At 70.2% G+C, this 17,505-nt stretch carries 16 protein-coding genes; 11 read left to right on the top strand and 5 right to left on the bottom strand.

The window, feature by feature from the left end; translation table 11 throughout:
* The first annotated feature begins 14 nt into the window (after positions 1 to 14).
* Positions 15 to 701 carry a TIGR00266 family protein gene (locus tag ACQP2O_RS12395; RefSeq protein WP_433183120.1) on the top strand — a complete coding sequence of 229 codons (687 nt, stop codon included), beginning with the start codon at positions 15 to 17 and terminating at the stop codon, positions 699 to 701.
* The gene (locus ACQP2O_RS12400; RefSeq protein ID WP_433183123.1) at positions 694 to 1,407 is read left to right on the top strand and encodes an NERD domain-containing protein; all 714 of its coding nucleotides are present in this window, start codon (positions 694 to 696) and stop codon (positions 1,405 to 1,407) included. Before ACQP2O_RS12395 ends, ACQP2O_RS12400 begins: the two co-directional genes overlap by 8 nt.
* Before the next feature lie 22 nt (positions 1,408 to 1,429).
* On the opposite strand, the gene ACQP2O_RS12405 is transcribed toward ACQP2O_RS12400, so the two are convergent.
* Together ACQP2O_RS12405 and ACQP2O_RS12410 are read right to left on the bottom strand one after the other, a co-directional pair.
* Positions 1,430 to 2,854, bottom strand: coding sequence for a trypsin-like peptidase domain-containing protein (locus tag ACQP2O_RS12405; RefSeq protein WP_433183125.1), 1,425 nt, complete (start codon positions 2,852 to 2,854; stop codon positions 1,430 to 1,432).
* Between the two features lie 94 nt (positions 2,855 to 2,948).
* A complete protein-coding gene (locus tag ACQP2O_RS12410; protein WP_433183128.1) occupies positions 2,949 to 4,088 on the bottom strand; it encodes a trypsin-like serine peptidase in 1,140 nt (379 codons plus the stop codon).
* Between the two features lie 367 nt (positions 4,089 to 4,455).
* Here ACQP2O_RS12410 and dxr point away from each other — a divergent pair, with 367 nt between their 5' ends.
* The 9 genes from dxr to ACQP2O_RS12455 all read left to right on the top strand — a co-directional run bounded on the left by dxr (position 4,456) and on the right by ACQP2O_RS12455 (position 15,801).
* Positions 4,456 to 5,697, top strand: a complete 1,242-nt coding sequence (dxr, locus tag ACQP2O_RS12415) for a 1-deoxy-D-xylulose-5-phosphate reductoisomerase (protein ID WP_433191000.1) — start codon at positions 4,456 to 4,458, stop codon at positions 5,695 to 5,697.
* A complete protein-coding gene (locus ACQP2O_RS12420) occupies positions 5,694 to 6,875 on the top strand; it encodes a site-2 protease family protein (RefSeq protein ID WP_433183131.1) in 1,182 nt (393 codons plus the stop codon). Before dxr ends, ACQP2O_RS12420 begins: the two co-directional genes overlap by 4 nt.
* Positions 6,876 to 6,986: 111 nt before the next feature.
* On the top strand, positions 6,987 to 8,144 hold the full coding sequence (ispG, locus tag ACQP2O_RS12425) for a flavodoxin-dependent (E)-4-hydroxy-3-methylbut-2-enyl-diphosphate synthase (protein WP_433183133.1): 1,158 nt from the start codon (positions 6,987 to 6,989) through the stop codon (positions 8,142 to 8,144).
* A gap of 236 nt (positions 8,145 to 8,380) precedes the next feature.
* Positions 8,381 to 10,021, top strand: a complete 1,641-nt coding sequence (locus tag ACQP2O_RS12430; RefSeq protein ID WP_433183136.1) for an alpha/beta hydrolase — start codon at positions 8,381 to 8,383, stop codon at positions 10,019 to 10,021.
* A gap of 181 nt (positions 10,022 to 10,202) precedes the next feature.
* Positions 10,203 to 11,756, top strand: coding sequence for an alpha/beta hydrolase (locus ACQP2O_RS12435; protein ID WP_433183139.1), 1,554 nt, complete (start codon positions 10,203 to 10,205; stop codon positions 11,754 to 11,756).
* Between the two features lie 216 nt (positions 11,757 to 11,972).
* Positions 11,973 to 13,550, top strand: a complete 1,578-nt coding sequence (locus tag ACQP2O_RS12440; protein ID WP_433183142.1) for an alpha/beta hydrolase — start codon at positions 11,973 to 11,975, stop codon at positions 13,548 to 13,550.
* A gap of 218 nt (positions 13,551 to 13,768) precedes the next feature.
* On the top strand, positions 13,769 to 14,611 hold the full coding sequence (locus ACQP2O_RS12445) for a GNAT family N-acetyltransferase (RefSeq protein ID WP_433191002.1): 843 nt from the start codon (positions 13,769 to 13,771) through the stop codon (positions 14,609 to 14,611).
* Between the two features lie 78 nt (positions 14,612 to 14,689).
* Positions 14,690 to 15,565 carry a hypothetical protein gene (locus ACQP2O_RS12450; RefSeq protein WP_433183145.1) on the top strand — a complete coding sequence of 292 codons (876 nt, stop codon included), beginning with the start codon at positions 14,690 to 14,692 and terminating at the stop codon, positions 15,563 to 15,565.
* Between the two features lie 2 nt (positions 15,566 to 15,567).
* On the top strand, positions 15,568 to 15,801 hold the full coding sequence (locus ACQP2O_RS12455) for a hypothetical protein (RefSeq protein WP_433183147.1): 234 nt from the start codon (positions 15,568 to 15,570) through the stop codon (positions 15,799 to 15,801).
* A 42-nt stretch (positions 15,802 to 15,843) separates the two neighbouring features.
* Here ACQP2O_RS12455 and ACQP2O_RS12460 read toward each other — a convergent pair whose 3' ends face one another.
* The 3 genes from ACQP2O_RS12460 to ACQP2O_RS12470 form a co-directional block, all read right to left on the bottom strand.
* The gene (locus ACQP2O_RS12460; RefSeq protein WP_433183150.1) at positions 15,844 to 16,365 is read right to left on the bottom strand and encodes a hypothetical protein; all 522 of its coding nucleotides are present in this window, start codon (positions 16,363 to 16,365) and stop codon (positions 15,844 to 15,846) included.
* A 159-nt stretch (positions 16,366 to 16,524) separates the two neighbouring features.
* Positions 16,525 to 16,662 (bottom strand): hypothetical protein, encoded by a 138-nt coding sequence (locus tag ACQP2O_RS12465; RefSeq protein WP_433183153.1) that lies wholly within the window; start codon positions 16,660 to 16,662, stop codon positions 16,525 to 16,527.
* A gap of 140 nt (positions 16,663 to 16,802) precedes the next feature.
* Positions 16,803 to 17,180, bottom strand: coding sequence for an HIT family protein (locus tag ACQP2O_RS12470; protein WP_433183155.1), 378 nt, complete (start codon positions 17,178 to 17,180; stop codon positions 16,803 to 16,805).
* Between the last annotated feature and the right edge of the window lie 325 nt (positions 17,181 to 17,505).

The following is a 17,505-nucleotide window of genomic DNA, read 5'->3' on the forward strand; positions in this document are numbered from 1 at the left end:
GAGCCAGGAGAACCTTGCACATCGACACCTCATGTGGACCGGCCTATGCCGCCGCCGTCTGCCGGCTCGCGGCCGGCGAATCGGTCTTCGTCGAACGATCCTCCATGGCCGCGCTCTCCGGGAACGTATCGGTGACCGCGACGCTCGGCGGCGGCGGCCTGGCCAGGGGCCTGACCCGCAAGCTGCTCGCCGAGCAGACCCTGGTCGTCGCCAAGTACACCGCCGGCCGTCGCGGCGGAGGCTGGGTACGGGCGGTGCCCCCGTTCCCGGGTGACATCGCCGTGCTCGATGTCGGTCAGACGGGCCCGCTGAGGGCGCAAACCGGTTCGGTCCTCGCCTACGCCACGACGGTGGATGTCACGACCCGATCGTCCGGGACCACCCCGCTTCTGATGCATGAGGGACTGACCGCCGTCGGCCTTGCGGGTATCGGCCAGGTCGCCCTCGCCACGTGCGGAGGCATCGAGCACATCGAAGTCCCCCGAGGGGAGCAGCTGATCGTCGACTCTGGACACCTGGTGGCCTGGTCGGCGGGGATGAAGATGAAGAGCGGGCCGCTCGGCGGACCGCTCAAGGCCGTGCTCACCGGTGAGCTGTGGGTCGGTGAGTTCCACGGCCCCGGTCACGTACTGATCCAGACCCGGGCGGCGGCCGACCTGCGCGGCTGGCTGTTCCCCGAGCGAGCGAACGCCAATGTATGAGGTCGGACGGGCCGGCGGCTTCGTCTCCCAGCAGATGTGGCGGCGACGGGGAGAGAGCGCTCTGTACGGGGCCGCCGCGGTGGTACTGGCGCTCGTCGCGATCGGCGCGCTCGTCGGGGTCGCGTACACCGGCGTGGCCCCGCTACGGGCGCTGGCCGCCGTCGTGGCGGCGGCCGCGGCCGGCGGCTGCTGGTACACCTGGACCCGTTCCCGGCGGGTCCTGCGGCAGGCGGGCAAGGCCGCGATCGGCGCGCGCTCCGAGCGGGACGTACGGGCGGTGATCCGGCGTACCGGCTCGATCGCGGCAGCGTACGGCATCATGCTCGGTGACAGGGGAGGCGATTGTGACGCGGTGGTCTTCACCGCGGGCTGCGGTGCCGCGGCCGTCGAGGTGAAGACCGGGCACGGTGAGGTGGCCGTCGACGGCGACACCATGCGGGTCGGACGTCGTGTGCTGCCCAAGAACCCCACCGGGCAGGCCGCGTACCAGGCACGTCGGCTGTCCCACGCGCTAGGCCGAAAGCCCGTCCTGGCGGTCGTCTGCGTGCCGGGGATGACGAACCGGCCCTTCGCGACGGCGAAAGGGATATGGGTCTGCTCCGCTGACGACCTGAAGACCGTGCTGGACCGCGCACCGCGCATCTTCGACTCGCCTGGCGAGGCGCAGGAGACGATGAAACGGCTCTGGCACAAGAACAACACCTGACGCGCCGTTCAACCTTCCGCGTTCACGAGTGCTGGGCCTGTTCGTACACCCGGCGGACGGCCGCGTCGAAATACGGGCCGTACATCGTCGCCGGGTCGTCGGAGTACTTGAAGCTGTTCACCGAGGTGACCACGCCCCTGCCGGTCACGGGGTCGAAACCGGCCAGCCACGGGCCGCCACTCGCCCCCTCGGACATGTCACAGCGCAGGCCCTGGTCCTGCGTGAGCCGATGGCGGTCGGGATAGGTCCGGCCGCTGCAGTAGGCCAGCCGCTCACCGTCATAGTGGCCGCCGGTGGGATAGCCGAAGCCGTAGACGACGGCGCCCCGCGGCTGGTCGAACGCGACGGTCTGGGCGCCGACCACGTCGGCGACGTGGCGGGCGCCGGCCGCGGCCAGCGCCACGATCGCGACGTCATTGTTCTCGTCATGCCGTCCGGACCAGGCGGTCGGCACGAACAGGTGCCGGGCGGTGAACGCGCCGTACGGCCGACGGCCCTGGTCGTATCCGGGGACGTAGAGCCAGTTGCGGGCCCAGGCCCCCGCCGCGTCCTGCACGCAGTGCCCGGCCGTGATGACGAGGTCGCGGTTGGCGCCGGCGATGGTGCCCGCCGAGCAGACGTAGTCGCCGCCGTTGATGGTGAAGAACACCTTGCCGGTCGTGGCCCGCACCGCGCCGGAAGAACTCCAGGGCGAACCGGGAGCACCATGGACGGTGCGCCGGTCCGCGGTGTCGACGGCCCGCCGGTCGGTCATGGCGGCGCCCTGCCAGCCCGGGTCGCCGTTGGTATTCCGGCCCGGCGCGGTGGGGGCCGGGCGGAGGATCGTCGTGGTGGCCGCCGAGTGTGGGATCGCCGTCGTGACGGCGTGCGGGCGGAGGGCCGTCGTGGCGGCGGTGTGCCGGTCCGGCGCGGTGGCGGCGTACGGGTGCGGGATCGTCATGGTGATGGCGAGCTGGTCCAGCGTGCCGGTGGTGCCCCGGACCGGCGCGGTGGCGGCCGGGCGGAGGACCGTCATGGTGGCCGCCGAGCGCGGGATCGGTCTGGTGGCGATGTGCCGGTCCGGCGCGGTGGCGGTGTGCCTGTTCGGGGTCGCCGTGGTGGCGGACTGTCGGTCCGGGGTGGCGGTGGTGGCCTGTCCGTCTGTGGCGGTGGTGTGCGGGCGCGGTGCCGGGGCGGTCGCCCGCCGGCCCGCGGCGCCAAAGGGGGAGCCGGCGGGAGCGCCGACGGCGGCCGTGACGGGTGGGCTCGCCGGCGGCGGGCCCACCGGCGGTCGGCGCCGTGGCCGGTCGGGCGGGGTCACGGCGCGCAGCATTCGCCGTACGGTCCAGTACCGGAGGATCGCCGACCGCTTGGCGGCGATCACGTGGTCGGTCACGCCCGCCACGCCCGGCGCGGGGCCGGGTGCCCCGGTGCCGAGCGTGCCGAGAAGGGCTCCGATGGTGGACATGGCGCAGACGATGCGGGCGGACGTGGGCATGGATCGAAAGTTTGCAGGACCATGCGTGGCCGCATCGTGACTTGGCGTAAAGCGATGCCCTCGATCAGGTGTTCTGTGCTTTGTCGTAGAGGGCTTGGATGGCGGTGCCGAAGTACGGCCCGAACATGACGTTCGGCATCGCGTCGTACTTGAAGGAGTTGACGGAGTTCTGCGTGCCGACGCCGGTCTTCTCGTCGAAGCCCAGAAACCAGGGACCGCCGCTGGAACCGGAGGTCATGTTGCACGTCAGCCCGAGGTCGTGGGTCTTGCCCGGGTCGTCCTTGGGGGCTCCGCTGCAGTAGGTCAGCTTGGATCCGTCGTACGGGGCCCCGGCGGGGTAGCCGAAGGCGTGCATCGGCCGGTGGCGGCTCTGGTTGAACGCGATGCCCTGGCCGCCGACCACAGCGGTCATCCTGCGGCCGTTCAGCGGGGCCACGGTGGCGACGCCGACGTCGTAGTCGAGGTCCTCACGCGCCTCCCACTGGGCCGTGGTGAGCGTCCGCATGGCGGTCCACTTCCCGTAAGGCGCCTGACCGTCGTGGTAGCCGGGCACGAACACCCAGTCGGTGTGCCAGGCCCCGTCGAGCCGCACGCAGTGCCCCGCGGTGATGACCGTGCTCTGGTTCGCGCTGGTGACCGCGTTGCCCGAGCACGACGCCGGGTGTCCCTGGTAGGTGAAGAACACCCGGCCGGTGGTCTGCGCCACCTTGCCGCCGGAGACCCAGGCGGCCCCGGTGGACGGCTTCGTCGCCGGCGTCGCGGACGGGCGTCCGGCGGGAACGGGCCGCCAGGTCAACGGGATGGCGGCGAGGTCGTCCAACGGGTTCGCGCGGCGCATGCGGTCGGGCGTCCACCAGCGCTCGAGCCGATCGCGGGCGACTTGGGACGCCGCCATCGGGTGGACGGCCGGAGGAACGTCCTGGTCACCGAGGGCGGGAGCCCCGGAACGTGCGGGGAGGGATGGCGCGCCGGCGAGGTCCGGGATCGTTGTCCGGCCGCGACCGAAGGACGCACCAGGGTGGCCGCGGCGCGGCGCCCTGAGCCCCGCGCGTACGGGATGGGAGCCGGTACGGCCGGCGCCGGAGGAGGCCGCCGCGCGGAAGGCGGGGCGTGCCGGATCGGCCTGTGCCGCGTGGGCCGGGGGGACCGCCAGGAGCGCGCCGACCGCCGCTGACGCGGCCGCGACGCGAGGGGAGTTCTTCATGACCCTTGTGCCCTTCTGCGGTCGCCACGGGGAAACGGCCGCGATCGAGAGACTTGGCCGGAACCCTAGCGCGAAGCGTGTTCACTTGACTACGGAGAGAAATTGCCATATGAACGGCGTGCTCCGGTTCGCGGCGTTATCGCGATCGGCCGCCGGGGCGCATCGGCGGCCGACCGCCGTCGGCCGTTGGGCTGCGGTGGGCGTCGGCCGTTGGGCTGTGGTGGGCCGTTGGCGGAGCCCGGGTGGAGGCGCGCAGCGGGCGTCGGTCGTTCGGTGGAGGTGGGGGGCGGCGGCTTTGGCAGGCGGCGGTGGGTGTCGGGTGGTGGTCGGTCGGGGGTGGTTCGGGGCAGGGGACAATGGGGGCGTGATGCCTGACGACAGCCCGTCCGCAGCCGCCCGCAGAGATGTCGTGATCCTCGGTTCGACCGGGTCGATCGGCACCCAGGCCATCGACGTGATCCGCCGCAACCCCGACCGCTTCCGGGTGGCCGGGCTGGCCGCCGGGGGAGGCCGGGTCGACCTGCTCGCCCGTCAGGTCCTCGACCTGCGGCCCGACGTGGTCGCCGTCGCGAAGGGGTCGGTGGCCGAGGACCTGCAGCTCGCGCTCTATGCCGAGGCCCAGAAACGGGGCTACTCCTCGGGGGACTATCGCCTGCCCAGGCTCCTCGCCGGGCCGGGCACGATCGCCGAGGTCGCCGCTTGGCCGTGCGATGTCGTGCTCAACGCCGTGGACGGCGCGGCCGGCCTGAGCTCCACGCTGGCCGCCCTCGACGCCGGGCGTACGCTCGCCCTGGCGAACAAGGAGTCGCTCATCGTCGGCGGTCCGCTGGTCAAGCGCCGGGCCAAGCCGGGTCAGATCGTGCCGGTCGACTCCGAGCACTCCGCGTTGGCCCAGTGCCTGCGCGGAGGGAGCCGCGGCGAGCTGCGCCGGCTGGTCGTCACCGCCAGCGGCGGGCCGTTCCGGGGGCGGACGCGTGCCGAGCTGGCCGACGTCACGCCCGAGCAGGCCCTCGCCCATCCCACGTGGGCGATGGGGCCGCTGGTCACGGTCAACTCCGCGACGCTCGTCAACAAGGGTCTGGAGGTCATCGAGGCCCACCTGCTGTTCGACGTGCCGTTCGACCGGATTGCGGTGGTCGTGCATCCGCAGTCGATCGTCCACTCGATGGTGGAGTTCGCGGACGGGTCGACGATCGCGCAGGCGAGCCCGCCGGACATGCGCCTGGCGATCGCCCTCGGCCTCGGCTGGCCCGACCGGGTGCCCGACGCCGCGCCCGCCCTCGACTGGTCGCGGGCGTCCACGTGGGAGTTCTTCCCGCTGGACGACGAGGCGTTCCCCGCCGTACGGCTGGCCCGGGAGGTCGGCGAGGCCGGGGGAACGGCGCCCGCGGTCTACAACGGCGCGAATGAGGAGTGCGTCGCCGCCTTTCTCGCCGGAAGGCTGGCGTTCCCGGCGATTGTGGATACGGTCTCGCGGGTAGTGTCCGAGCACACGAACGGTCCGGACCCTCTGATCAGGGACGATCCGGGCGGCGGGCTCACCGTCGACGACGTGCTCGCCGCCGATCGATGGGCGCGGACCCGGGCACGGGAGCTGACGTCTGGTTGACCTATCTGCTCGGAGCGCTGGCCTTCATCCTCGCACTGCTCCTCTCGGTGGTGCTGCACGAGGCGGGGCACCTCATGACGGCCAAGCGCTTCGGCATGAAGGCGACGCAGTTCTTCGTGGGTTTCGGCCCGACCCTGTGGTCGCGTCGCCGGGGCGAGACGGAGTACGGGGTCAAGGGCATCCCGCTCGGCGGCTTCGTGAAGATCGTCGGGTACACCCCGCTGGAGGAGGTCGCGCCCGCCGACGAGTCGCGGGCGTTCTACCGCCAGCCGGCGCTGCGGCGGGCGATCGTCATCGTGGCGGGCGTTGTGGTCAACATCGTCCTCGCGTTCGTGCTGCTGGTCGTCCTCGCGGCGGCGGTGGGCGTCCCGGACGGCAGGGACGCCACCACCCGCGTACACAGGGTCTCGCCGTGTGTCCCGGCGAGCGGTGGCGTCTGCACGGCCCGAGATCCGGTCTCGCCGGCCTCGGCGGCGGGCCTGCGACCGCGCGACCGCATCGTCTCGTTCGCCGGGACGCCCGTGCGAGAGTGGAACGGCCTGTCCGGCCTGATCCAGCGGACCCCGCCGGGCACCGCCGTGCCGGTCGTGGTCGAGCGGCACGGATCCCGGATCACCGTGCGGGCCCGGATCGGGCGGTCGGACGGGCACGGCTATCTCGGGGTGGAACCGGCTCCGCGCATCCGCACCCTGGGGCCCGTGGCGTCGCTGCGTTTCGCGGGCCGGTTCACCGGCCAGATGGCGGGCTCCATCGGCGGCATCGTCGTCGGCATCCCGAAGGCGATCCCGAAGCTGTTCTCCCGCGAGCGGGCGAACACTCCGGGCGGCCAGGCGGGCAGCGTCGTGGGCGGAGCCGAGGTCTCGGGCCAGGTGTTCGCCTCCGGCGACACCTGGCGCACGAAGATCGGCATGTTCCTGTTGCTGGTCTCGTCGCTCAACCTGTTCGTCGGGCTGCTCAACCTCATCCCGTTGCTCCCGCTGGACGGCGGCCATCTGGCGGTCGTCTGCTACGAACGGATCAAGGCGTGGATCTTCCGCCTGCGCGCCCGGCCCGATCCGGGCCCGGTCGACCTGACCAAGCTCATGCCCGTGACGTACGCGTTCGTCGTCCTGCTGGTGGGTCTAGGTGTTCTGTTGATCCTTGCCGACCTAATAAATCCCCTCAAACTTCCCCAATAGGCCCTGGCGTGTGCAGCATCCCCGCCAGTTGCCTAGGCTTGGTATCACTGCCGAGCACCCACTGGAAGGAGGGCGCGGCGTACGGGGCATGGGCTCCGCGCCGCGTTGCCGATGAGCGTCGATCTTGGAATTCCGCAGGCCAAGCCCAGGCCTCTCGCTCCGCGCCGTAAGTCGCGCCAGATCATGGTCGGGTCGGTGCCGGTCGGCGGTGACGCTCCGGTCTCGGTCCAGTCGATGACCACGACCCTCACCGCCGACGTCAACGCGACACTGCAGCAGATCGCCGAGCTGACCGCGTCCGGCTGCCAGATCGTACGGGTGGCGGTGCCGTCCCAGGACGACGCCGACGCGCTGCCCGCGATCGCCCGCAAATCGCAGATCCCGGTGATCGCCGACATCCACTTCCAGCCGAAGTACGTCTTCGCCGCGATCGAAGCGGGCTGCGCGGCGGTGCGGGTCAACCCGGGCAACATCAAGAAGTTCGACGACAAGGTCGGCGAGATCGCCCGGGCCGCCAAGGACGCGGGCGTGCCGATCCGCATCGGCGTGAACGCTGGCTCCCTGGACAAACGCCTGCTGGAGAAGTACGGCAAGGCGACCGCCGAGGCGCTCGTGGAGTCGGCGCTGTGGGAGTGCTCGCTGTTCGAGGAGCACGACTTCCGGGACATCAAGATCTCGGTCAAGCACAACGACCCCGTCGTGATGATCAACGCGTACCGGCAGCTCGCCGCCCGGTGCGACTACCCGCTGCACCTCGGCGTGACCGAGGCGGGCCCGGCGTTCCAGGGCACGATCAAGTCGGCGGTGGCGTTCGGTGCGCTGCTGGCCGAGGGCATCGGCGACACCATCCGGGTCTCGCTGTCGGCGCCTCCGGTCGAGGAGGTCAAGGTCGGCATCCAGATCCTGGAGTCGCTGAACCTCCGCGAGCGCGGCCTGGAGATCGTCTCCTGCCCCTCCTGCGGGCGTGCGCAGGTCGACGTCTACACCCTGGCCGACGAGGTCACGGCCGCGCTGAAGGACTTCCCGGTGCCGCTCCGGGTCGCCGTCATGGGCTGCGTGGTGAACGGCCCGGGCGAGGCCCGCGAGGCCGACCTCGGCGTCGCCTCCGGCAACGGCAAGGGCCAGATCTTCGTGAAGGGCCAGGTCGTCAAGACCGTGCCCGAGTCGCAGATCGTCGAGACCCTCATCGAGGAGGCCGTCCGCATCGCGGAGGAGATGGGCATCGACGTCACCGGCGACGGCCCGGGCGCCGACGTCACCGTCTCCTGACGTCCTTACACACGCCTTTTACGGCCCTTCCGGAATTGCTCCGGGAGGGCCGTCACCTTTTCCGATCTAACGATGAATCACCTCGTCCGCCGCCCAAGCGGATTTTTCCGTATTTGTCACGATTCGGCATCCTTGATTCGCAGGTCTTGATCGCCCTACCCGCCGCACGCGCACAATGCCCCGGCATCCACCGAATTGCGGGGCTCAGTGGGGAGTCCGCGCGGAGGAGGGGACAAGTGAAGAAGCTCGTAGTGGTCACGGTCGCGACCGGCCTGGCCCTCATCGGAGTGGGGCCGGCGGGAGCCGCCGGGAGACAGGCGACGCCCACGCCGACCCCGGCGGGAGAGTCCGCGCAGGCCGTGGCCGCCGGAGTCGCGTGGACTCCGTGCCCGGCCAACGACCCGATCGAGGGCAAGAATCTGCAGGGCCTGGAGTGCGGCACGCTGAAGGTTCCGCTCGACTACGCCCACCCGCACGGCCGGCAGATCACGCTCGCGCTGACGCGCGCCAAGGCGACCGATACCCGGCACTACCAGGGCATCGTGCTGCTCAACCGAGGCGGGCCGGGCGGGCACGGCCGCGACCTGCCCACCCGTTTCGCCAAGGGCACGTACGGCCTGCCGACGTCCGTCGGCGCGACGTACGACTGGATCGGCTTCGACCCGCGCGCCGTCGGCGCCAGCTCGATCGACGGCACCGGCAAGGGCATCATCTGCGACCCGTCCTTCCAGGCGCCCGGCAAGGCCCGCCCCGACTACGCACCGGCCTCCAAGAAGGAGGAGCTGGCCTGGCGGGCGAAGGCGAAGGCGTACGCACAGGACTGCGGCCGCCGTTACGGCTCGGCGCTGAAGTACATGACCTCCGCCAACTGGGCGCGCGACATGGACTCCATCCGTGCCGCGCTCGGCCAGCACAAGATCGGCTACTACGGCTACTCCTACGGGACGTACCTCGGGTCGGTCTACGCGTCGCTGTTCCCGACCCACGTGCGCCGGATGGTGCTGGACAGCGTCGTACGGCCCAGCGGGGTCTGGTACGACGACAACCTCGACCAGGACGTCGCCTTCCAGAAGCGCTTCGAGACCTTCCTGACCTGGATCGCCAAGTACGACTCGGTGTACCACCTCGGCGCGACGCACGACGCGGTGAAGGCGAACTACTACAAGGTCCGCGCGGTGCTCGCCAAGACCCCGGTCAACGGGCAGCTCGGCCCGGACGAGTTCGACGACACGTTCCAGGCCGACGCCTACCGCGACTACACCTGGACCGACCACGCGCAGGCGCTGTCGGACTACTTCGTCAAGCACGACGCGCAGCCGCTGCTCGACGCGTGGGGCGGCTTCCCCACCAATGACTTCCTCACCCAGAACAACTACGCGGTCTACGACGCCGTGCAGTGCGTGGACCGGCAGTGGCCCACCGACTGGAAGAAGTGGGACCGCGACAACTGGCGGCTCTACAAGCAGGGCAACAAGTTCCTGACCTGGGGCAACGCCTGGTACAACGCGCCGTGCGCGTACTGGCCGGTGCCCGGCGGCACGCCGGTGAACATCAAGGGCAAGAAGGGCCTGCCGCCGATCCTCATCGTCCAGGCCACGAACGACGCGGCCACCCCGTACGCCGGTGGCGTCGAGGTGCACAAGCGCTTCCCGAACTCCCGCCTGCTGGTCGAGAACGGCGGGATCAACCACGGCGTGGCGCTGACCCCGAACGGTGACACCTGCGCGAACAACCTCGTCTCCGCCTACCTGGGCTGGGGCGCGTTGCCGCCGAACAGGCCCGGCGCGGACGCGCGGTGCGACGCCCCGCCGCTGCCCGTACCGGGCAGCGCCGCCGCGACTTCCGGGAAAGCCGACGCGGCGGCGATCGCGAAGTAGCTCTCACTGACTAAAGTCTCGAGAGCCCCCGGTCAGGCCGACCGGGGGCTCTCGCAGTTCGCGGCGGCGCTCTGACCTGGCCGGTCATGGCCGCGCCCCTCCCGGCCGCTTTCCGGAATCACCACCATCGTGCGTCACGCACGGCGGGGAGCTCCTGCGCTCCCCGTGTGAAAGGGGTTACGTGAACAAGCTTGCCATCACGTCGGCCGCCGCCGGAGCCGGGTTGGTCGTGCTGAGCCTCGCGCCGCTCACGGCGCAGGCGCGTCCTGCCCAGCCCGCCGCGGGCCTGACCTGGTCGCCGTGCGCCGAGGAGAGCCTCAGCGGACTCGAGTGCGCCACGCTGAAGGTGCCGCTCGACCATGCCGTTCCCCGCGGTCCGCAGATCACCCTCGCCCTGTCCCGGGCCAGGCACACCGGGACGACCGGCTACCAGGGCGCACTGGTGGTCAACCCGGGCGGACCCGGCGGCGCGGGCCGCGACTTCGCGCTGCGCGTCGCGAGCCGGCTGCCGGCGAACCTCAAGGCCGCGTACGACGTGGTCGGGTTCGACCCGCGCGGCGTCGGCGGCAGCAGTCCCGCGCTCAGCTGCGACACGGGCTACTTCAAGCCCGTACGGCCCGACTACGTCCCGCGTACGGGGCCGATCGAGGCGACCTGGCTGCGGAAGTCGGCGGCCTACGCCGCGGCCTGCGGGCAGAAGTACCGGTCGGTGCTGCCGCACATGCGGACGATCGACACCGTCGAGGACATGGACGCCATCCGCGTCGCGCTGGGCGAGAGAAGGCTCAACTACTTCGGGGCGTCGTACGGGACGTACCTCGGCGCGGTGTACGCCACGCTGTACCCGACCCGGGTCCGGCGCATGGTGCTGGACAGCAACGTCCGGCCGAGCGGCGTCTGGTACGACGACAACCTCGACCAGGATCGGACGTTCGAGCGGAACATCGACGCGCTCTTCGGCTGGATCGCCAAGTACGACGCGATCTACCACCTCGGCACCACCCAGCGGGCGGTCCGCGACTTCTACGACGCGACCCAGGAGAAGCTCAGGGCCGTTCCGGCAGGGGGCATCGTGGGCGCCGACGAACTCGACGACGCCTTCCTGGTCGCCGGGTACATCGATCTCGGGTCGTACTGGCCGCTCCTGGCGAGCGCCCTGGCCCGCTACAAGGCCGGTGACACGGCACCGCTGATCAACGCCTACACGACGTTCGGCGCGACGACGGACGACAACGGCTACGCCGTCTACAACGCCGTGCAGTGCACCGACGTCGCGTGGCCCCGGGACTGGGCCCGGTGGCGTCAGGACAACCGGAGGCTGTACGCCCAGGGGTACCGGTTCGAGACGTGGTCCAACGCCTGGTACAACGCGCCGTGCGCCTTCTGGCCGGCCAGGGCGGGCCGGCCGATCGACATCGGCGGCGTGTCGGCCCTGCCTCCCGTCCTGCTCTTCCAGGCGACCGACGACGCCGCGACCCCGTACGCGGGCGGGCTGGAGATGAACCGGCGGCTCAAGGGATCCCGCCTGGTGATCGAGGACGGCGGCCGGACGCACGGCGTCGTGGAACGCGGCAACGCCTGCGTCGACGACAAGTTCGCCGCCTACCTCGCGACCGGAGCCCTTCCGGCGAACCAGTCGCACTGCGCGCGCCTTCCGGAACCCGTGCCGCCGTCCACCGTGGCGGCGCGCGAGCTGACCACGGACCGGTTCCCGCCGGTGCTGCGCCGGCCGTGAGGCGCTGACGCCGGCGTACCCGGCGATTCCGGTCGATGTCCCCGGTGGCCGTTCCGGTCGCCGGGGACGGCACTTTTCGGCGGCCGCAACGGTCGAGCCGTCACGATCCAACAACGGTTGCTTGAGTCTCTTCCGTCCCTTTTCTCCCTAGCGCAACAATTCTTCGCATTCCTACCAGTGCGGGCCCGTTCGTGAGCCCGTGCGCAAGGGGGTCATGTGAAGAGACTCGTGGTCATCACCGCTGCGGCGGGCGTCGGACTCTCCGGCGCGGCGGTGGCCGTACCGGCGCAGGCGGAGACGGGGCAGGCCGCCGCCAAGATCGCCTGGTCGAAGTGCCCGACCGACCAGCCCTCCCTCGCCAAGGCCGAGTGCGGGCAGCTCACGGTGCCGCTGGACTACCGGCACCCGAAGGGCAAGAAGATCTCGATCGCGGTGTCGCGGCTCAAGCACACCGACACCAAGCACTACAAGGGCGCTCTGATCGCCAACCCCGGCGGTCCCGGCGGCAGCGGCCTGTACCTCGCCGGCTCGCTCGCGAGCTGGTTCACCGGGGTGGGCCACAAGGAGATCCCGGCGCAGTACGACATCATCGGGTTCGACCCGCGTGGGGTCGGACTCAGCAAGCCGGCGCTGACCTGCGACCCGCACTACTCCGACCCGATCCGCAAGGACTACGTCCCCAACTCGGCGAAGGCGGAGGCGGCCTGGAAGGCCAGGTCCAAGGCGTACGCCAAGGACTGCGCCAAGAAGTACGGCTGGCTGCTGCCGCACCTGCGCACCACCGACGCGGCCCGCGACATCGACGCCATCCGCGCCGCCCTGGGCCAGAAGACGATCAGCTACTACGGCTTCTCGTACGGCACCTACCTCGGCGCGACGTACGGCACGCTCTTCCCCAAGCGCGTGAAGCACATGGTGCTCGACGGCAACGTCGACGTCCGTGAGGTCTGGTACGACGCGCAGCTGTCGCAGGACAAGGCGTTCGAGCGGAACATCAAGTTCGTCTTCGGCTGGATCGCCAAGTACGACTCGCGCTACCACCTCGGCACGACCGAGGCGGCGGTGGAGAAGAAGTACTACAGCGTCCGCGCCGCCGCCTTCGCCAAGCCGATCGGCGGCAAGCTCGGCGGTGACGAGCTCGACGACACCTTCCTCAACGCCGGCTACAGCACCGGCTGGTACCAGCCGGTCGCCGACGCGTTCTCGGCGTTCGCCACCAAGAACGACGCCTCCGGGCTCGTCGGGCTCTACACGAACTACATCCAGACCGCCGACGACAACGGCTTCGCGGTCTACAACGCCGTCCAGGCGGCGGACGCGAAGTGGCCCCGCAGCTGGAGCAAGTGGCACAACGACGCCGCCAAGCTCTACAAGCAGGGCTACCACTTCAACACCTGGAGCAACGTCTGGTTCAACGCGCCGATCGCGTACTGGCCGTTCCAGGGCGGCCCGGCGCTGAAGATCAAGGCCAAGGGCATGGCCACCGCGCTCCTCGTCCAGTCCACCCTCGACGCGGCGACGCCGTACCCGGGCGGCGTGGAGATGCACAAGCTGCTGCCCTCCCGCCTGGTCGCCGAGCTGGGCGGCAAGACCCACGCCAACACCCTCAACGGCAACGCGTGCCTCGACGACAAGGTCGCGGCCTACCTGAGCACCGGCGCGCTGCCCAAGAACAAGCCGGGCAGCGGACCGGACGTGACCTGCAAGGCGCTTCCGGACCCGGTCCCGACCGACAGCGCGTCCCGGTCGATCGCCCCGAAGGTGCCCGCCCGCCCGCTCATCGGCCGTCCGTGACCCGGTGACGCGCGGATCCCGTTGATCTGGTCGTGAGGACCCCCGGCTCCGGCCGGGGGTCCTTCGCGTTCTGTCGGGAACGGCGGCGTGCCGGACCTGGTTGCCGATCTTGGCGGGAGCCTCCCGTACCCTTACAGGGTGAGCGGAGCTAACGTGTCGTCACGGCGATCCGCGTCACCGAAGACCGGATCCACAGCCCGGGAGACAACGTGAGTCCGATGCTGCGCACGTCCCCGGTGCGCCTCCTGGACGACCGCCACCGTGACGCAGTGCTGGAGATCCTGGACGCCGATCCCGTCTCCAACGTGTTCGTCGGATCCCGCGTGTACGCCGCCGGCGTCGACCCGGGACGGCTCGGCGCCGAGGTCTGGGGATTCCACCGCGGCGGCCGCCTGACGTCCCTCTGCTACTCAGGCGCCAACCTCGTCCCGGTCGCGGCCGACCGGGAGGCCGCCCGCCACTTCGCCGACCGCGCCCGCTCCCAAGGGCGCCGCTGCTCCTCCATCGTCGGCCCGGTGCCCACGGTCACCGAGATGTGGAACGCCCTGCGCCCGTCCTGGGGCTCGCCCCGCGCCGTCCGCGCCGCGCAGCCGGTGATGTCGACCGTGGCGCCGCCGCCAGTCGAGCCCGACCCGGCCGTGCGCCGCGTCACCATGAACGACTTCGACATCCTGTACCCGGCCTGCGTCGCGATGTTCACCGAGGAGGTCGGGGTCTCCCCGCAGTCGGGCGACGGGGGAGTGCTGTACCGCGCGCGCGTGGCCGAGCTCATCCGCGCCCGCCGCGCCTTCGCGCGCATCGAGGACGGCCGCGTCGTGTTCAAGGCCGAGATCGGCGCCGTCACCCCGTACGCCTGCCAGGTGCAGGGCGTGTGGGTCCACCCGGAGCTGCGCGGACGCCGGTACGCCGTGCACGGCATGGCCACGGTCGTCGCCGAGGCGCTGCGCTCGATCGCCCCCGCGGTGACGCTGTACGTCAACGACTTCAACACCCCGGCCCGCGCCACCTACCGCCGCGTCGGCTTCCACGACGTCGACACCTTCATGTCCGTGATGTTCTGACCCTTGCCCGGGGTCGGTTCGAATCGAAGTTCGAAAAAGCGAGTCACGTATAGCGATCGTCCTGTAGCGTTCCGTGACATGCCGTCCCCCCAACATGACGCGATCAACGGTATGTTCCGCGAGCACCCGGAATTCGCCGTGGAGGTCCTTCGCGACCTGAAGGGCATCGTCGAGGTGCCCGAGGCCGCGCCGGTGCAAGTGGAGTCGAACAACTTCAACGATCGGCCGTCGCAGGACTTCCAGCCGGACACGGTGATCACAGTCGGCCCTCCTCAGGAGACACGGCACGGGATCATCGTGGAAGTCCAGCAGGCGAAGTCCGCGTCAAAGCGACGGCAGCTACCACGGTACGCGGCGCAGCTGTGGCTGATGCTGCGTCGACCGGTGACTGTGCTCTGCGTGTGCCCAGACCCGCGAGCGGCCACGTACTTCGCCGAGCCGATCGCGACCGAACTGCCCGGTTACGTCTTCCGGGCCGTAGTGCTCGGCCCGAACGACGTCCCGGTCATCACCGACCCGGTCGAGGCTGCGGCCCATCCCGAGCTGGCCGCGATGGGGGTGATGATGCACGGTCGGCGTGAGCCAGTGTTGAAGGCGTTCGTCGACGCGCTAGAACTGGTTGAGTCCGGTGACGCTCCGCAATACCTTGAGTACGCTTACAATATGGCCGCGGACGCGGTCCGACGCATCCTGGAGGAGCTCGTGTCTTCTACGTCCTGGCCCGTCTACACCCCCTTCGCAAAGCAACACTTCGGCCGCGGCAAGGCGGAAGGCCGCGAAGAAGGCCGCACAGAAGAAGGAGTTCACGCCGTCCTGACGGTTCTGGAATCGCGGGGCATCGAGGTTCCGGAGAGCGCTCGTGTCCGCGTCCGTGCATGCACGGACCTCCAGGAGATCGATGCGTGGCTCAAGAAGGCCGGAGTCGTCCAGACCGTCGACGAACTGTTCGGCTGAGCGTGCCTACGGAACACTGGCCTGTCTACAGCCCCTTCGCCAAGGAACATTTCGGTCGTGGCAAGGCGGAAGGCCGAGCTCGGGCCATCCTGATCGTTCTTGACGCCCAAGGGTTCGAGGTGCCGGAAGATGCCCGTGCTCGTGTCGGAGAGTGCACGGATCTGGAGCAGCTCGATGTATGGCTCAGGCGCGCGGCGGTAGCGGCGTCCATCGACGACGTGTTTCTGAACGGCTGACTCCTGCCGTCGGCGGCCTGCCGTGTGCGAAGCCTCGCCTGATCAGCCGTCGGTCCATTCGGCGGCGAGCCAGCGGCGGGCTTGGCGGGCGGTGCGCAGGTGGATTACGGTCACAGCTTGGTGGCGGGTGGCGCGTTCGGTGGTCTCTCGCCGGCGGCGGTCGAACTGCGTCCAGGCCCAGCGGATGGGGTGGTCGGCGTCGAGCCAGTCGCGGAAGCTCTCCCGGTTGCCGTTCCATAGCGGACGTCTCGTGATGGACCGGGCGATGGAGCGTCGGATGACCCGCCACATCACCGTACGGCGAGGCAGGTCCAGCCAGATGACCGTGTCGGCGCGTTCCCACAGCAGGTCGCCGAGTGCCCGGTGATACTGGTCCTCGGTGACCCAGCGATCCCGCGCACTGAACTCTTTCACGTCGGACTCGAACTCCGGGCGTTTGACCCAGCCGGGGCCGTGGTGCAGCGCGTCCAGTTCATAGCGCGGCAGGCCGTACCGTTCGGACAGCCTCCGTGCGAGCGTCGTCTTCCCGGCTCCGGAGATGCCCGCGACGAGAACCTTGTCCACCTGCCCGCCTGACTTTCGTGCCTTGGATGAAGACGCACGCTAACAACTCGCGCCCCGCGTAAACGAACTGAGGGTGTCCCATTCGGCCCGGACGGATCGCTCGGTGAAGGGGATGCCATCGAGAGGCAGGGATGCGTTCGTCCCGTTTCGCGATCGCGTTCACCGCCTGGGAAGGGTGGAAGCGGAGCTGACTAATGCCTCCAGCAGGCGCGCCGCGTCGTCCAGGTGCCGGCGCATGACCTTCACGTAAGCGGCATCGGTATCGGGGTCGTTGATCCAGCGGATGGCCTGTTCCATGAGCCACTCGACCGCCCAGACGCTTTCCGAACTAAGGATTTCTGGCAAAGAGCGGACCCCGGGGCTTGTTGCCCCGGGGTCCGTGGTTGTGCGTCGGCGACTTCAGCGGTCGACGACCGCGTCGTTCGTGTTGGGGTGGTTCAGGTCGACACGCGCTGCGCGGCGGCGTGCTGGGGGGTCCAGGGCAGCGGTAGGCCGTCGCCGTGCTCCCTGGGCACCACGTGCAGGTGCAGGTGGAACACCGTCTGGGTTGCCGCAGCACCCCGGCTGGTGATGACGTTCGCGGACGGCAGTTCTGCGGCGAGTTCGGCAGCAGCGGCCATCGTGATGGCCGACACGGCCGGGTCGGTTCCGACGTCGGCGACGTGCTCGCGTGGGATCACCAGCACGTGCCCCGGCGTGACCGGGTCCAGCGGCCGAAACGCGATCGCGTCGGGCCACTCGCGGACCATCGAGGCGGGCGCCTTGCCAGCAACGATGGAGCAGAACACGCACGTCGGACTCTGGGTTGTCTTCATCTTTCGTCTCAGTCCTTTGACTCTGGATTTCGTCCTCCGCCGGGCGGTGGACAGCCCCGGCTGTGATGACAAGGCCGCAAAAGACTGTCCGGGTGGGACGCCGCCGCGGCAAGCGCCGGACCGATTCGTGCTTGTGGTGGGGGCGGTGCGTCCGTGATGGCGGGCATCCCGAGGGCCACCAGTTGAGGGCGGCCGCCAGCGGGGGCGCGGTTGAGGCTCGCGAGCTTCACCAAAGCGGAATCGCGACGACGTTCTTGATCGACCGAACCAGCTCCTCGGCGTCGAGCCGGATTCGATATTTAGCCGGAAGGGCGCAGTATGTCGG

This window comes from Actinoallomurus sp. CA-150999, from assembly GCF_050942425.1.
Taxonomy (GTDB): Bacteria; Actinomycetota; Actinomycetes; order Streptosporangiales; family Streptosporangiaceae; genus Actinoallomurus.

What these genes read in the sequence shown, in the direction of transcription:
- ACQP2O_RS12445 (WP_433191002.1), top strand. Translation starts at nt 13,769, where the DNA reads ATGCTGCGCACGTCCCCGGTGCGCCTCCTGGACGACCGCCACCGTGAC.
- ACQP2O_RS12410 (WP_433183128.1), bottom strand. Translation starts at nt 4,088, where the DNA reads ATGAAGAACTCCCCTCGCGTCGCGGCCGCGTCAGCGGCGGTCGGCGCG.
- ACQP2O_RS12465 (WP_433183153.1), bottom strand. Translation starts at nt 16,662, where the DNA reads ATGGAACAGGCCATCCGCTGGATCAACGACCCCGATACCGATGCCGCT.
- dxr (WP_433191000.1), top strand. Translation starts at nt 4,456, where the DNA reads ATGCCTGACGACAGCCCGTCCGCAGCCGCCCGCAGAGATGTCGTGATC.
- ispG (WP_433183133.1), top strand. Translation starts at nt 6,987, where the DNA reads ATGAGCGTCGATCTTGGAATTCCGCAGGCCAAGCCCAGGCCTCTCGCT.
- ACQP2O_RS12450 (WP_433183145.1), top strand. Translation starts at nt 14,690, where the DNA reads ATGCCGTCCCCCCAACATGACGCGATCAACGGTATGTTCCGCGAGCAC.
- ACQP2O_RS12470 (WP_433183155.1), bottom strand. Translation starts at nt 17,180, where the DNA reads ATGAAGACAACCCAGAGTCCGACGTGCGTGTTCTGCTCCATCGTTGCT.
- ACQP2O_RS12400 (WP_433183123.1), top strand. Translation starts at nt 694, where the DNA reads ATGTATGAGGTCGGACGGGCCGGCGGCTTCGTCTCCCAGCAGATGTGG.
- ACQP2O_RS12405 (WP_433183125.1), bottom strand. Translation starts at nt 2,854, where the DNA reads ATGTCCACCATCGGAGCCCTTCTCGGCACGCTCGGCACCGGGGCACCC.